Raw genomic sequence first — 13665 nt, 5'->3', positions numbered from 1 at the left:
ATGTTGCAGTTCGGCGTTCGCAAACCCGCTTCGGATTATCGTCACCGCGCCACCGCGTTCGGCATCGTCGAGCGCGACGGCCTGATCGCCTGTGTGCGCGTCGAACGTGAGACCGGTCCCTATTTCGACCTCCCCGGCGGCGGCTTGGACATCGAGGAGACCGAGGTTCAGGCCCTCGTCCGTGAGTTCGTCGAGGAAACCGGCCTGACGGTCGCGCCGCTGAACCGCATCGCAGAGGCCAGCCAGTATTTCGTGCGCTCGACCCGCGAGCCCGTGAACAATGTCGGCGGCTTCTGGACGGCGAGCGTGGCGTCGGACAATCCGGATGCGAAATGCGAAGACGACCACACCCTGGTGTGGCTGGATCCGACCTTCGCCATCTCACGTCTGCGTCACGACTCCCACGCTTGGGCCGTAGCCGTCTGGCTGCGTCGCCCAAGCTGAGCCTTACGGAACGCGCTTCCTGTGAAGTCGTTTGTATTTCGAACCGCAAACATATGTCGCGGCGATGAAAGCAGGAGATTTCGATGGCTGATCACGACCGTATCGAAGGCGCCGCCAAGAACATGGGCGGCAAGGTCAAGGAAGGCGTCGGCAAGATGACCGGCGACACCAAGCTGCAAGCCGAAGGCAAGGCCGATCAAGTCGAAGGCAAGGTCCAGAATACTGTCGGCGGCGTCAAAGACAGCCTCCGCGACAAGGCCTAAGCCTCTCTGAAATGCGCGAAGATAAGAAACGCCGCCAGCCAAGCGCGGGCGGCGTTTTTTGCATGCCTTAGCGCGTCAATGCGCGCATCGCCTTGTCGAGGCCTTCGAGCGTCAGCGGGAACATCCTCTGCTCCATCACTTCGCGTAGCAGGCCGACGGAAGCGGTATAATCCCAGTACCGCTCCTGAACTGGATTGAGCCAGACCGACTTCTCCCACTGCTGGCGCGCCCGCTTCATCCATACGGCGCCGGCCTCCTCGTTCCAGTGCTCGACGGAGCCGCCGGGCATGGTGATCTCATAGGGGCTCATCGTTGCATCGCCGACGAAGATGGCGCGCCAGTCGCCAGGGTATTTGTGCAGCAGATCCCACGTCGGGATCCGCTCGGTGTGGCGCCGGCGATTGTCCTTCCAGACGCCTTCGTAGAGGCAGTTGTGGAAGTAGAAGAACTCCAGGTTCTTGAACTCGGTCTTGGCCGCCGAGAACAGCTCCTCGACCAGCTTGATGTGACCGTCCATCGAACCGCCGATGTCCAGGAACAGCAGCACCTTGATCGTATTGCGTCGCTCCGGCCGCATCTGGATGTCCAGCCAGCCCTGACGCGCGGTGCCGTCGATGGTGCCGTCGATATCCAGTTCGTCGGGCGCCCCCTGTCGGGCGAAACGGCGCAGACGACGCAGCGCCACCTTGATGTTGCGGGTGCCCAGTTCGACCGTGTCGTCCAGGTTCTTGAACTCGCGCTTTTCCCAGACCTTGACCGCCCGGCCATGCTTGCCCGGACCGCCGATGCGAACGCCTTCGGGGTTATAGCCGCCGTGTCCGAAGGGGCTGGTCCCGCCCGTGCCGATCCATTTCGAGCCGCCCGAGTGTCGCTCCTTCTGCTCTTCCAGACGCTGCTTCAGCGTCTCCATCAGCTTGTCGAAACCGCCCAGCGCCTCGATCTGGGCCTTCTCGTCGTCGGTCAGATATTTTTCGTTCAGCAGCCTCAGCCAATCCTCGGGAATGTCAGTGGTCAGGTCCTCGCCCGACCCGATCGACTCGACGCCCTTGAACACCGTCCCGAACACCTGATCGAACCGATCATAGTGCTTCTCGTCCTTGACCAGGACCGCGCGCGACAGATGATAAAAGGCCTCGACCTCGCGCCCCGCCACGTCGCGATCCATGGCCTCCATCAGATGGAGCCATTCCTTCATCGACACCGGAACCTTGGCGTCGCGCAGCGCGGTGAAGAAGGGCAGGAGCATGAGAGGGATGTGAACCCTGATCAGCCGCGCCGCAAGATGAACTCGCGGTCGCGCCAGGCGCCGACGGGGTAGTCGTATTCGCCGGCCTTCTCGAAGCCGTAGGCGGCGTAGAGGCGCTGGGCCTTGTCGTTGCCGCTCCAGACGCCGATCCACAGCGGTCCGTCCGTGTGGATTTCCATCCAGTACAGAGACAGCTTCAGCAGTCTGGTCCCCAGCCCCAGGCCTTGCGCCGCCTTGGACACATAGAGCCGGCGCAGTTCCATGTGCGACGCTCTAGCGTCGGGGTGAGGCAGGCCGTTGGGACCGGCGTTGGCGAAGGCCAGCAGTTCGCCGTCGCGGTCGGCCACCCACCAGGCGCAGTCGGGCTCCGCCAACTTCTTCAGCGTCGGTTCCAGATCGAAACTGGCGTCCAGAAATGCCTTCAGGTCCGCCTCGGGATAGGGGATGCTGAACCCCTCGACGAAGGTGTCGATGAAGGTCTGGCGGCCCAGGGCGCCCAGGGCGACGGCGTCTTCGGGGCGGGCAGGGCGGATCACGATCTCGGTCATGCCTCGGCTCTAGCGCGCGCCTTGATGCGCGTCACGGGCGACAAGTCCTAAAGCCCGGCGTATCGTCGTTCCAATGTCCCTGCCGATTGTCACCCATCCGTCCATGCTGTCCCACGCGCCGGGCGCGGGCCATCCCGAAAGCCCCGAGCGGCTCAAGGCGGTGCTGGATGCTCTGGAGGATGCAGGCCTGGCCCGCGACCGACGCGCCGCGACCCAGGCCGACGTTGTGGATCTGGAGCGGGTGCATCCCGCCGCCTATGTCGCACGATTGCTGGACGCCTCGCCGGTGGCAGGCATGGTCCAGCTGGATGCCGACACCGTCCTTTCACCCGGCAGCGTGCCGGCCGCGCGGCTGGCGGCAGGAGCGGCGATTGATGCGGTGCGAGCCGTGGCGCGTGGCGAGATGGATCGCGCCTTCGCCGCCGTGCGCCCGCCGGGCCACCACGCCGAGCCGGACCGCGCGATGGGGTTCTGCCTGTTCTCCTCCGTCGCCGTTGCGGCGCGCGCGGCTCAGGCCGAAGGGATGGCGCGGGTGGCGGTGGTCGATTTCGACGTTCACCACGGCAATGGCACCCAGGCGGCGTTCGAGGACGACGACAGCCTGTTCCTGGCCTCCATCCACCAGATGCCGCTCTATCCCGGCACGGGCGCGGCTTCAGAGACGGGCGTCGGCAATATCGTCAACGCCCCCGTCGCGCCCCATGCGGCGCGCGAGAACTGGCGTGCGACCTTCGCCGGCGGGTTGATGCCGGCGCTGGAATCGTTCCGGCCGGACCTGGTCCTGATCTCCGCCGGTTTCGACGCCCACCGGCGCGATCCGCTGGCGCATCAGTCGCTGGAGGCCGAGGATTTCGCCTGGGCGACGCGTGCGATTCTGGAGGTCGCGCGTCGGACCTGTTCGGGCAAGGTTGTGTCGGCGCTTGAGGGCGGTTACGACCTTGAAGGACTAGGCCGCTCTGCGGTCGCCCACGTCGCTGCGCTCGGGGAGGACTGAGGACGCTTAACGCCTTGAAACCAAAGGCCCGTCCGCTTGTCATGTCAGCCCCCGCCCTGTCCCTCGATTCGACCGAACCGTCCGTGTCCACGCCTGAGGCCGCGCCGTCCGTGGGCGCGCTTGTCGCTGTTCGTCCCGGCGCCATCATCCTGACGCGTCACGGCGAGCCGGCCCTGTCGCGCAAATGCCTGATCTCTGCCCGCCAGTACGGCGACTGGTGGGCGAAATATGAGATCGGCGGCCTGCTGGCCGGCCAGACCCCGCCGCCCGAACTCGTTGCGGCCGCCCAAGGGGCCGGGGCCATCTACGCCTCGACCCGTCAGCGCGCCCAGGAAACCGCCGCTGCTGTCGCGGCGGGGCGCGAGGTCATGGCTGATGTCATGTTCATCGAGGCGCCCTTGCCGCCGCCGCCGATTCCGGAATGGATCAAGCTGTCGCCCAAATGGTGGGGCGTGGTGTCGCGTTTCTGGTGGCATGCTTTCGATCATCACGGCGGCCAGGAAACCCGCGCCCAGGCCGAGGCGCGCGCCGATCAGGCGGCGCAAAAGTTGATCGCGCGAGCCGAGAGCGGTCAGGACGTGCTGGTCTTCGCCCATGGCTATTTCAACCATATGGTCGGGCGCGCGCTGAAGGCCGACGGCTGGAAGCTGGTTCAGAACCAGGGCTTCAAATACTGGTCGCAGCGTCGCTACGAGAAACGATAGCCGCTTCTGACGTTGATGCGCCCCGCGCGCGCCTCTAGGGTCCGCGCCATGACCGATACCGCCGCCGCCATCCCCGCCGATCTCAGCTTCGAAGACGCCCTGAAGCGCCTGGAGACCATCGTGTCTCGCCTGGAATCCGGCCAGGCGCCGCTGGAAGAATCGATCGCCCTCTATGAAGAGGGCGCCAAGCTGAAGGCGCATTGCGAGGCGCGGCTGAAGGCGGCTCAACTGCGTGTGGAAAAGATCGTGGTCGGCCCGGACGGTCAGGCCAAGGGCGTCGAGGCGGCGTCGTTCGAATGATCCCTATGTCGTCTTCGAGCCTGGTCTGGAGCCGGTTCTCGTGAACCGGGTCATCGCCGCGAACTCGCCGGAACAGGCGGTGATCGATCGCGTGGCTGAGGTCGCCGATCTGGTCACGGTCGCGCTGGATGAACTGCTGCCGCGCGCCGAGGGACCGGAATCCCGCCTGACCGAAGCGATGCGCTACGCGGCGCTCGGTCCCGGCAAACGCTTGCGGCCGTTCTTCGCGCTGGAGGCCGCACGCCTTTTCGACATCGATGAGCGATCGGTATTGCGCGCCGCCTGCGCCCTGGAATGCGTGCACGCATACAGCCTGGTTCACGACGACCTGCCGTGCATGGACGACGACGACGTGCGCCGGGGCCGGCCGACCGTACACCGGGCCTATGACGAGGCGACGGCTGTGCTGGCCGGCGATGCGCTGCAGACGGCCGCCTTCGACATCATCCTGCACGAAGACACCCACGAGGACGCGGCCGTGCGGTGCGAACTGGCGGCGCGGCTGTCGCTGGCGTCCGGTGCGCGGGGCATGGCGGGCGGTCAGATGATCGACCTGCTGGGCGTCCGCGACGACCTGGGCGGCGTGGCGCGGATGCAGCGACTGAAGACCGGCGCCCTGTTCGCCTACGCCTTCGAAATTCCGCTGATCATCGCCGACGCCTCGGCCCAGCACCGCCACGCCCTGATCAGCTTCGCCCACGATGTCGGCCTGGCCTATCAGATCGTCGACGACCTGCTGGACGCCGAAGGCTCGGCCGAGGAAATGGGCAAGGCGGCCGGGGGCAAGGACGCGGCGCTGGGCAAGACCAACTTCGTCACACTGCTGGGTCTGGAGGCGGCGCGGCAAAGGGTCGCGCATCTCGCAAACCAAGCCCGTTCGCATCTGGAGCCGTTTGGCGACGAGGCCGAAATCCTCAGGGCCAGCGTGGACTTTGTGCTAAAGCGCCGGTCCTGATACGAAACGTTGACACGACCTGCGGGTTGATCGACCAGACTTTCCAAGGTTTTACGGCTGATGCCCGACACCCCGCTACTCGACACCGTCAAGACGCCCGCCGACACGCGGGACTTCGATATCGCCCAGTTGAAACAGCTGGCGCAGGAGGTGCGGGCCGAAACGATCGACGCCGTGTCCGTCACCGGCGGCCATCTGGGCGCGGGTCTGGGTGTGGTCGAACTGACCACGGCGCTGCACCATGTGTTCGAGACGCCCAAGGACATCCTGATCTGGGACGTCGGGCATCAGTGCTATCCGCATAAGATCCTGACCGGGCGGCGCGACCGCATCCGCACCCTGCGTCAGGGCGGCGGCCTGTCGGGCTTCACCAAGCGCAGCGAGAGCGAATACGATCCGTTCGGCGCGGCGCACGCCTCGACCTCCATCAGCGCCGCCTTGGGCTTCGCCGCCGCGCGCGATCAGAAGGGCGAGAAGAACCGCGTGGTGGCCGTCATCGGCGACGGCTCCATGTCCGCCGGCATGGCCTATGAGGCGATGAACAACGCCGCCGAGGCGACCAGCGGCCAGCTGATGGTCATTCTGAACGACAACGACATGTCGATCGCGCCGCCGGTTGGCGGGATGAGCGCCTATCTGGCCGGCCTGGTGTCGGGCGGCGCCTATCAGAACGTCCGCCGACTGGGCAAGACGGTGGCCCAGCACCTGCCGCGCCCCTTCCGCAAGGCGGCCAAGAAGGCCGAGGAATACGCCCGCGGCATGGTCACCGGCGGCACCTTCTTCGAAGAGTTGGGCTTCTATTACGTCGGTCCGATCGACGGCCACGACATGGACAATCTGGTGCCAATCCTGAAGAAGGCGGCCGCCATCGAGGACCGCCCGGTGCTGGTCCACGTCGTGACGCAGAAGGGCAAGGGCTACGCCCCCGCCGAAAGCAGCGCCGACAAACTGCATGCGGTCGTCAAGTTCGACGTGGTCTCAGGCAAGCAGGCCAAGGCCATCTCCAACGCGCCCAGCTATACCAAGGTGTTCGGAACCGAGCTGATCAAACACGCCAAGGTCGATCCGTCGATCGTGGCGATCACGGCGGCCATGCCGTCCGGCACGGGTCTGGACCTGTTCGGCCAGGCCTTCCCTGAGCGGACGTATGACGTCGGCATCGCCGAACAGCACGCGGTGACCTTCGCGGCCGGTTTGGCGGCGGACGGCATGAAGCCGGTCTGCGCGATCTATTCGACCTTCCTTCAGCGCGGTTACGACCAGGTGGTCCACGACGTGGCGATCCAGTCGCTGCCGGTGCGTTTCGCCATGGATCGGGCGGGCCTGGTTGGGTCGGATGGCGCCACGCACGCGGGATCGTTCGACATCGGCTTCATGGGCGCGCTGCCCGGCATGGTGCTGATGGCCGCCGCCGATGAGGCCGAACTGGCGGCGATGATCTCGACGTCCCTGGCCATCGACGACCGGCCCAGCGCCTTCCGCTATCCGCGCGGCGACGGCGTGGGCGTGGAGATCCCGGAACTCGCTGCGCCGCTTGAGATTGGCAAGGGCCGGATCGTGCGCGAGGGGACTTCAGTCGCCATCCTTAGCCTGGGCACCCGTCTGCAGGAATCGCTGAAGGCGGCGGACATGCTGGCCGCCAAGGGCGTGTCGGCCACTGTCGCCGACGCCCGCTTCGCCAAGCCGCTGGACGCCGATCTAATTCTGCGTCTGGCGCGCGAGCACGAGGCCCTGATCACGGTCGAAGAAGGCGCCATGGGCGGCTTCGGCGCCTTCGTGCTGCAACTGCTGGCCGAAAAGGGCGCGCTGGACGGCGGGCTCAAGATCCGCACCCTGAACCTGCCCGACGTCTTCCAGGACCAGGATGCGCCCATGGCGATGTACGCCCAGGCCGGCCTGAACGCCGAACACATCACCGCCGCCGCGCTTCAGGCCTTGGGCGTGTCGGTTAGCCAGGCGGCTAGAGCGTAGATCAGGCCCGGTCGCGAATTCGCATCGCCCCGCGCTCGCCGGTCTCCACCTCGAACCGGCCGGTGGCGCGGATCAGGTCCGACAGCTTGGCGTAACCGTAGGTGCGCTGGTCGAAGTCGGGATGGGCGTTGCGCAGCCGATTGCCGATACCACCCACCGCGACCCATCCGTCGCCGTCCTCGTCCATGTCGGCGATGATGGCCGCGATCAGGCGCGCGGCCTCGGACGGCTTGCGCTTGGTCGCCGGCGCTTCGGCGACTGGCGACTTGGCGCCTGCGTCGACCGGAACCGGCGCAATCAGGTTCTCGGTATAGATGAAGCGGGTGCAGGCCTGACGGAAGCTTTCGGGCGTCTTCTGCTCGCCGAACCCGTAGACGTCGACGCCTTCCTCGCGGATGCGCGCCGCCAGTCGGGTGAAATCGGCGTCCGACGACACTAGGCAGAAGCCGTCGAACCGCCCCGAATGCAGCAGGTCCATCGCATCGATGACCAAGGCGATGTCGCCCGAGTTCTTGCCCTTGGTGTTGGCGAAATTCTGCTGGGGCTGGATGGCGAAACGCGCCAGGACCCGCGTCCAGCCGGCGATCTGCGGGCTGGCGAAGTCGCCGTATATGCGCCGCGCCGAGGCCTCGCCCAGGGTGGCGATTTCGCTGAACAGCGCCTCTGCGATGCGGGCGGAAGCATTCTCCGCATCGATCAGGACCGCGAGGCGAGGGGCCTTGTCGTCAGCCATGGCGGATGTCCTTTTCTACGCCGCCAGTCTGCGGTGCGGCGGACCCTACAACTGACCCATCGTATTGTCGTGATCCACGGCCTGTTTCTTCAGCCAGCCGACAAAAGCGGTCGCGCTGGGCGAGGGCGGCCGGTCGCGGGGCTGGACGACGTAATAGGCGAAGCCGACCGCCTCGGACCCATCGGGGAAGGGCGCGACCAGACGGCCTGACGCCAGGTCCGCCTGAGCCAGGGTCCGTTTGGCCAAGGCTACGCCGCGCCCCGCTATGGCGGCCTCGATCAACAGGCCGGATTGATTGAAGCGCGAGCCCCGACGCGGGTCGGGGTGACGAATGCCCCGCGCCTTCAGCCACATGGCCCAGTCCGGGCGGCTGGGATCGCCGTCGTTGGACATGTCGTGCAGCAGGGTGTGTCCGATCAGGTCGGCGGGTTTGCGGATCGGCTTGTCGCCGTCCATCAGCGATGGGGCGCAAACCGGCAGCACCGTCTCGGTCATCAGCCGATCGACCGTCAGGCCGGGATAGTCGCCGGGACCGTAGCGCACCGCCAGATCGACCTTGCCCTCGCTCAGGTCCGCCGGCTCCATGTCGGCCGAAATCCACAGTTCGATCTCGGGATGGGCAGTGTGGAAGTCGTCCATGCGCGGCATCAGCCATTTGGAGGCGAAGCCGGGCGCCACGCTGATCGACACCTGTTTGCGACGCGGCGGTTCGCGCAACAGGGCCGAGGCGTCCATCAGTCGCTCGAACCCCTCGCGCAGCAGCGGCACGGACGAGCGGCCCAGATCGGTCAGTTGCAGGCCCCGCGCCTCGCGCACGAACAGCGGCCCGCCGACGATGTCTTCCAGAAGGCGGATCTGCTGGCTGACCGCGCCGGGCGTCACCGACAGTTCGTCGGCGGCGCGAGAGAAGTTCAGATGTCGCGCGGCGGCCTCGAAGGCGCGCAGGGCGTTGAGCGGGAGCAGGGATCGGACCATCGCGGATAGAAATCCTATCAGCGAGCCAAAGGCAATCTGGTTTGCGGCTCTGGACGGGGAAGACGAAGGTTCGCGCCCTGCCGTCGTCCCTGTTTCCTCTCCCGGCGGCCCAGAAAGCAAGACGATGCGTGTATTCCTCGCCTCCATTCCGCTGGAGGCCGCAAAGATCGTGATCATCGGCGGCGGCGAGCCGGCGCTGGCCAAGCTGCGACTGTTCCTGAACACCCCGGCCGAGTTGGTGTGGTTCGCACCTGACGGCGCGCCCCCCAAGATCGAGACGCCGTTGACGGCGCCGGAGCCGGTGCTGCGTTCGCCGGAGGCTGAAGACTTGGCGGGCGCACGGCTGGTGTTCATGGCGCTGGACGATGCGGATGAACTGACGCGGCTGGGTCATCTCGCGCGCGCGGCGGGCGCCCAGATCAATGTGGTGGACAAGCCGCATCTGAGCGATTTCCAGACCCCGGCCCTGATCGACCGCGACGAGGTGGTGATCGGCGTGGCGACCGGCGGATCGGCGCCCATCCTGGCGCGGGACATCCGCACGGCCATCGAGGGCGTGCTGCCCGCAGGCCTGGCCAATGTGGCGCGGCTGGCGCGCGAGCTGCGCGATACGGTCAAGGCCAGCGTGCCGGACTTCATGGCGCGCCGTCGCTTCTGGGAGAGGGCCTTCCGGGGTCCGGCTGCGACCCTGGCGTCGGAAGGTCGGACGGCCGAGGCACGGCGCGAGATGCTGCGCCTGCTGAACGTCGCCGCGCCGGAGCAGGGCGTCGTCCATATCGTCGGCGCCGGGCCGGGCGACCCGGAACTGCTGACCCTGAAGGCGCTGCGGGTGTTGCAGGACGCCGACGTCATCATCCACGACCGTCTTGTGCCCGAGGCGGTGCTGGAACGGGCGCGGCGCGACGCCAAGCGGCTGTATGTGGGCAAGGCGCGCGGCGAGCATTCGGTGCCTCAGGATCAGATCGAGGCTCTGATGATCGAGGAGGCCCGCGCCGGTCATCGGGTCGTGCGACTGAAGGGCGGCGATCCCTTCGTCTTCGGACGCGGCGGCGAGGAACTAGAGGCCGTGCGCGCTGCCGGGATCCCGGTGTTCGTCGTGCCGGGCGTGACGGCGGCCCTGGCCTGCGCGGCCTCGGCGGGGATTCCGCTGACGCACCGCGATCATGCCCAGGCGGTGACTTTTGTTACGGCTCAGGCCAAGCCGGGCGGCGACGACGCCGATTGGGCGCGGCTGGCTGCGCCCAATCATACCCTGGCCGTCTACATGGGCGTGGACCGGGCGGAAGAGACGGCGGCCAAACTGATTGCAGCGGGCCGTTTGGGCTCGACCCCCGTGGCCATTGTCGAGAACGGCAGTCGTCCCGAGGAACGGGTTCTGACCGGTCGTCTGGACGGGCTGGGCGCCCTGGCGCGCGGCGCCGACCTGACCGGTCCGGCCCTGTTGTTCGTCGGCGAGACGGCGGCCTTCTCGGCGTCGGTCGAGACGCGGACGGAGGTCGCGGCGTGAAGATCGTCACCGCAAACCGCCTGTCGGACGGCCGCGTCATCTATGCAGGTGTCGACAACCAGCCGGTCGAGCACATCGACCAGGCCTCGGTGCTTGACGAGACGGCGGCCGAGGGGGTGCTGGCCGAGGTGGCCGGTCGGCCGAATGTCTTCGTCAATCCCTACCTGGTCGAGGTTCTGGACCATGTCCCCTCGGGTCGCGACCGCCTCAAGGAGCGCATCCGTTCCGCCGGTCCCACTGTGGGCCACAGCGTCGTCGGAGGCGTGGGCTGATGTATCGCTATGACGAGTTCGACCATGCCCTGGTGCGTGAACGGGTCGAGGAGTTTTCCGATCAGGTGGCGCGCCGCGCGTCCGGCGCCCTGACCGAGGACGAGTTCAAGCCGCTGCGGCTGATGAACGGCGTCTATCTGCAACTGCACGCCTATATGCTGCGCGTCGCCGTTCCCTATGGCGTGATGAGCAGTCGTCAGATGCGCCAGCTGGCCCATATCGCGCGGACCTATGACAAGGGCTACGGTCACTTCACGACCCGCTGCAACATCCAGTACAACTGGCCGGCTCTGACCGATCTGCCGGCGATCCTGAGCGATCTGGCTGATGTCGAGATGCACGCCATCCAGACTTCGGGCAACTGCATCCGCAACACCACCACCGACGTCTTCGCCGGCGCCGCCGACGACGAGATCGAGGATCCGCGCCCCTGGTGCGAGATCATCCGTCAGTGGTCGACCATCCACCCAGAGTTCAGCTTCCTGCCGCGCAAGTTCAAGATCGCGGTGATCGGCGCGGAGAAGGACCGAGCGGCGATCCGCACCCACGATGTCGGCCTTCAGATCGTAAAGGGCGAGGACGGCTGCACGGCCTTCCGCGTCTTCGTCGGCGGCGGACAGGGGCGTCTGCCCCATATCGGTCAGGAGATCGCCTCGGCCGTTCCGGCGGCGGACCTGCTGGCCTATTTGACCGCCATCCTGCGGGCCTGGAACCTGCTAGGTCGGCGCGACAACATCCACAAGGCGCGGATCAAGATCCTGGTCGCCTCGCTAGGGATCGAGGCCTTCCGCGAGGAGGTGGACAAGCATTACGCCACCCTGCGCCACGAGGATCTGCGCATCCCCGAGGACGAGGCCGAGCGGATCAAGGCCTATTTCGCTCCGCCGCCGTTCGAGGCTCTGCCCAAGGTCAGCGGCCCGTTCGACCGCGCCCTGCTGGCCGATCCGGACTTCGCTCGGTTCGCGAGGAACAACGTCCGTCGTCACCGTCAACCGGGTTACGCCTCGGTGGTGGTGTCGCTGAAGCCGGTCGGCGGGGTGCCGGGCGACATCACGGCGGACCAGATGGACGCGGTGGCGGATTTGGCCGAGCGGTATTCGTTCGACGAACTGCGCGCCGCCTATGAGCAAAACCTGGTCCTGCCTCATGTGAAGCTGGACGACGTGCCGACGGTCTGGCGGGCGTTGCGGGAGGCGGGACTGGCCACCGCCAACGCCGATCTGGCGACCGACGTCATCGCCTGCCCCGGCCTGGACTATTGCAGCCTGGCCAACGCCCGGTCGATCCCGGTGGCCCAGGCCCTGTCCAAGCGGCTGGCCGACATGGACTATCAGGAAAAGCTGGGGCCGGTCCGGATCAATATGAGCGGCTGCATCAACGCCTGCGGCCACCACCACGTCGGCCACATCGGCGTCCTGGGCGTCGATCGCAAGGGCGAGGAATACTATCAGATCACCGTCGGCGGCTCGCCCGACGAACAGGCGGCGCTGGGCGACATCGTGGGCAAGAGCCTGCCGTCGCAAGAGGTGGCGCCCGCCATTCAGCGGACGCTGGACCGCTATCTGCAAATCCGCACGGACGGCGAGCGGTTCATCGACACGGTGCGCCGCGTCGGACCCGATCCCTTCCGCGACGCCATCTATGAGACGCTCGATGCAACGGCTTGAGGGCATACAGAACGGGCTGCGCCTGTCGGTGACGACCCCGCTAGAGGAGGTTGAGACGGCCGCCGCAAGCGAAGACACGCTGGTGCTGGAGTTCGACGCCTTCCGCGACGGACGCGGCTTCTCGCTTGCGGCGATGCTGCGAGAGCGCGGTTACGCCGGGCGGCTGATCGCGGCGGGCAAGGTCCTGCCGGATCAGGCGCGACACCTTCGGCGTTCGGGCTTCGACGCGGTGGAACTGGCCGAGGGCGCGGATGCGGCCGCCTGGGACCGCATGGATCAGGCGTTCAGCGCCGCCTACCAGCCCGCCGTGGATCCCGCACCGACGATCTGGCAGCGGCGGCGTGCGGCGTCGAACGACCGCGATCTGGACGCCCTGGCCGAACGGCTGAATCGCGAGACGGCGGGCAAGGACGCATCCGAGATCGTGAAGGCGGCATTGGACCCGGCGCTGGGTTTGCGGGTCGGCGCCATTTCGTCGTTCGGGGCCGAGTCCGCCGTCCTTCTGGACATCATCGCCGGCGAGGACAAGACCGTGCCGGTGGTCTTTCTGGAGACAGGCCAGCATTTCCTCCAGACCCTGTCCTATCGCACCCAGCTGACCAAGGCGCTGGGCCTGACCGACGTGCGGCTGGTCACGCCGGATGCGGGCGAGAAGGCGACGTTGGATGCGCGCGACGACCTGTGGAAGATCGACGCCGACGCCTGCTGTGACCTGCGAAAAGTGCGGCCGCTGGCGCGGGCGACCGCCGGGTTCAATGCGCTCATCACCGGGCGCAAACGCTATCAGGCCGCGACGCGGGCAAAGCTGAAGCCGTTCGAGGTGCTGGACGGGGTGCTGCGGATCAATCCGCTGGCGAACTGGGACGCCGACGACGTCGAGGCCTGGCTGGAGGAGAACGATCTGCCGCGTCACCCGCTGGTCGAGCAAGGCTACCGATCCATCGGCTGCTGGCCCTGCACCCGCGCGGTCCAGGACGGCGAAGACGCCCGCGCCGGACGTTGGTCGGGCATGGACAAGGTCGAGTGCGGCATCCACTTAGGGCAACGCCAAGCCGCCGCCTGATCCGCCCTGTTTCGACCTTCGCC

The 13665-nt window shown here is 67.0% G+C and carries 15 protein-coding genes; 11 read left to right on the top strand and 4 right to left on the bottom strand.

Features of this window, described 5'->3' with window-relative positions; all coding sequences use genetic code 11:
* Window positions 1-444 carry an NUDIX domain-containing protein gene (locus tag DT343_RS08700; RefSeq protein WP_112862492.1) on the top strand — a complete coding sequence of 148 codons (444 nt, stop codon included), beginning with the start codon at window positions 1-3 and terminating at the stop codon, window positions 442-444.
* A gap of 83 nt (window positions 445-527) precedes the next feature.
* Window positions 528-707 (top strand): CsbD family protein, encoded by a 180-nt coding sequence (locus tag DT343_RS08695; RefSeq protein WP_017504479.1) that lies wholly within the window; start codon window positions 528-530, stop codon window positions 705-707.
* A gap of 67 nt (window positions 708-774) precedes the next feature.
* Here DT343_RS08695 and DT343_RS08690 read toward each other — a convergent pair whose 3' ends face one another.
* Together DT343_RS08690 and DT343_RS08685 are read right to left on the bottom strand one after the other, a co-directional pair.
* On the bottom strand, window positions 775-1953 hold the full coding sequence (locus DT343_RS08690; protein ID WP_112862491.1) for a vWA domain-containing protein: 1179 nt from the start codon (window positions 1951-1953) through the stop codon (window positions 775-777).
* A 20-nt stretch (window positions 1954-1973) separates the two neighbouring features.
* Window positions 1974-2501: a GNAT family N-acetyltransferase gene (locus tag DT343_RS08685; RefSeq protein WP_112862490.1), complete on the bottom strand. Its 528-nt coding sequence runs from the start codon at window positions 2499-2501 to the stop codon at window positions 1974-1976.
* A gap of 73 nt (window positions 2502-2574) precedes the next feature.
* Between DT343_RS08685 and DT343_RS08680 the strand changes: the two genes are divergently transcribed.
* The 5 genes from DT343_RS08680 to dxs all read left to right on the top strand — a co-directional run bounded on the left by DT343_RS08680 (window position 2575) and on the right by dxs (window position 7425).
* Window positions 2575-3495: a histone deacetylase family protein gene (locus tag DT343_RS08680; RefSeq protein ID WP_112862489.1), complete on the top strand. Its 921-nt coding sequence runs from the start codon at window positions 2575-2577 to the stop codon at window positions 3493-3495.
* A 41-nt stretch (window positions 3496-3536) separates the two neighbouring features.
* Window positions 3537-4199, top strand: coding sequence for a histidine phosphatase family protein (locus DT343_RS08675; RefSeq protein WP_112862488.1), 663 nt, complete (start codon window positions 3537-3539; stop codon window positions 4197-4199).
* A gap of 48 nt (window positions 4200-4247) precedes the next feature.
* Window positions 4248-4499 (top strand): exodeoxyribonuclease VII small subunit, encoded by a 252-nt coding sequence (locus tag DT343_RS08670; RefSeq protein ID WP_017504472.1) that lies wholly within the window; start codon window positions 4248-4250, stop codon window positions 4497-4499.
* Window positions 4500-4578: 79 nt separating this feature from the next.
* A complete protein-coding gene (locus tag DT343_RS08665; protein ID WP_038293630.1) occupies window positions 4579-5454 on the top strand; it encodes a polyprenyl synthetase family protein in 876 nt (291 codons plus the stop codon).
* 57 nt (window positions 5455-5511) lie between these two features.
* A complete protein-coding gene (dxs, locus tag DT343_RS08660) occupies window positions 5512-7425 on the top strand; it encodes a 1-deoxy-D-xylulose-5-phosphate synthase (protein WP_091748279.1) in 1914 nt (637 codons plus the stop codon).
* A 1-nt stretch (window position 7426) separates the two neighbouring features.
* Here the strand turns inward: dxs and DT343_RS08655 are convergent, their stop codons facing one another.
* On the bottom strand, window positions 7427-8158 hold the full coding sequence (locus DT343_RS08655) for an NYN domain-containing protein (protein ID WP_055754124.1): 732 nt from the start codon (window positions 8156-8158) through the stop codon (window positions 7427-7429).
* Between the two features lie 45 nt (window positions 8159-8203).
* Window positions 8204-9133: a transcriptional regulator GcvA gene (gcvA, locus tag DT343_RS08650; protein WP_112862487.1), complete on the bottom strand. Its 930-nt coding sequence runs from the start codon at window positions 9131-9133 to the stop codon at window positions 8204-8206.
* Window positions 9134-9257: 124 nt separating this feature from the next.
* Between gcvA and cysG the strand changes: the two genes are divergently transcribed.
* Genes cysG through DT343_RS08630 form a run of 4 tightly spaced genes read left to right on the top strand, consistent with a single transcriptional unit; the run spans window position 9258 to window position 13642 of the window.
* Window positions 9258-10640, top strand: coding sequence for a siroheme synthase CysG (cysG, locus tag DT343_RS08645; RefSeq protein ID WP_112862486.1), 1383 nt, complete (start codon window positions 9258-9260; stop codon window positions 10638-10640).
* Window positions 10637-10912, top strand: coding sequence for a DUF2849 domain-containing protein (locus DT343_RS08640; RefSeq protein ID WP_112862485.1), 276 nt, complete (start codon window positions 10637-10639; stop codon window positions 10910-10912). Before cysG ends, DT343_RS08640 begins: the two co-directional genes overlap by 4 nt.
* Complete coding sequence (locus DT343_RS08635) at window positions 10912-12579, top strand: nitrite/sulfite reductase (protein ID WP_112862484.1); 1668 nt, start codon at window positions 10912-10914, stop codon at window positions 12577-12579. The genes DT343_RS08640 and DT343_RS08635 overlap by 1 nt, the downstream gene beginning before the upstream one ends.
* Complete coding sequence (locus DT343_RS08630) at window positions 12566-13642, top strand: phosphoadenylyl-sulfate reductase (RefSeq protein WP_112862483.1); 1077 nt, start codon at window positions 12566-12568, stop codon at window positions 13640-13642. The genes DT343_RS08635 and DT343_RS08630 overlap by 14 nt, the downstream gene beginning before the upstream one ends.
* Window positions 13643-13665: the final 23 nt, after the last annotated feature.

Source organism: Brevundimonas vesicularis, assembly GCF_900445985.1.
GTDB lineage: Bacteria > Pseudomonadota > Alphaproteobacteria > Caulobacterales > Caulobacteraceae > Brevundimonas > Brevundimonas vesicularis_D.
Note: the sequence above shows the minus strand (reverse complement) of the source record. Positions and strands in the feature narration are given on the sequence as shown.

What these genes read in the sequence shown, in the direction of transcription:
- DT343_RS08700 (WP_112862492.1), top strand. Translation starts at nt 1, where the DNA reads ATGTTGCAGTTCGGCGTTCGCAAACCCGCTTCGGATTATCGTCACCGC.
- DT343_RS08695 (WP_017504479.1), top strand. Translation starts at nt 528, where the DNA reads ATGGCTGATCACGACCGTATCGAAGGCGCCGCCAAGAACATGGGCGGC.
- DT343_RS08690 (WP_112862491.1), bottom strand. Translation starts at nt 1,953, where the DNA reads ATGCTCCTGCCCTTCTTCACCGCGCTGCGCGACGCCAAGGTTCCGGTG.
- DT343_RS08685 (WP_112862490.1), bottom strand. Translation starts at nt 2,501, where the DNA reads ATGACCGAGATCGTGATCCGCCCTGCCCGCCCCGAAGACGCCGTCGCC.
- DT343_RS08680 (WP_112862489.1), top strand. Translation starts at nt 2,575, where the DNA reads ATGTCCCTGCCGATTGTCACCCATCCGTCCATGCTGTCCCACGCGCCG.
- DT343_RS08675 (WP_112862488.1), top strand. Translation starts at nt 3,537, where the DNA reads ATGTCAGCCCCCGCCCTGTCCCTCGATTCGACCGAACCGTCCGTGTCC.
- DT343_RS08670 (WP_017504472.1), top strand. Translation starts at nt 4,248, where the DNA reads ATGACCGATACCGCCGCCGCCATCCCCGCCGATCTCAGCTTCGAAGAC.
- DT343_RS08655 (WP_055754124.1), bottom strand. Translation starts at nt 8,158, where the DNA reads ATGGCTGACGACAAGGCCCCTCGCCTCGCGGTCCTGATCGATGCGGAG.
- gcvA (WP_112862487.1), bottom strand. Translation starts at nt 9,133, where the DNA reads ATGGTCCGATCCCTGCTCCCGCTCAACGCCCTGCGCGCCTTCGAGGCC.
- cysG (WP_112862486.1), top strand. Translation starts at nt 9,258, where the DNA reads ATGCGTGTATTCCTCGCCTCCATTCCGCTGGAGGCCGCAAAGATCGTG.
- DT343_RS08635 (WP_112862484.1), top strand. Translation starts at nt 10,912, where the DNA reads ATGTATCGCTATGACGAGTTCGACCATGCCCTGGTGCGTGAACGGGTC.
- DT343_RS08630 (WP_112862483.1), top strand. Translation starts at nt 12,566, where the DNA reads ATGCAACGGCTTGAGGGCATACAGAACGGGCTGCGCCTGTCGGTGACG.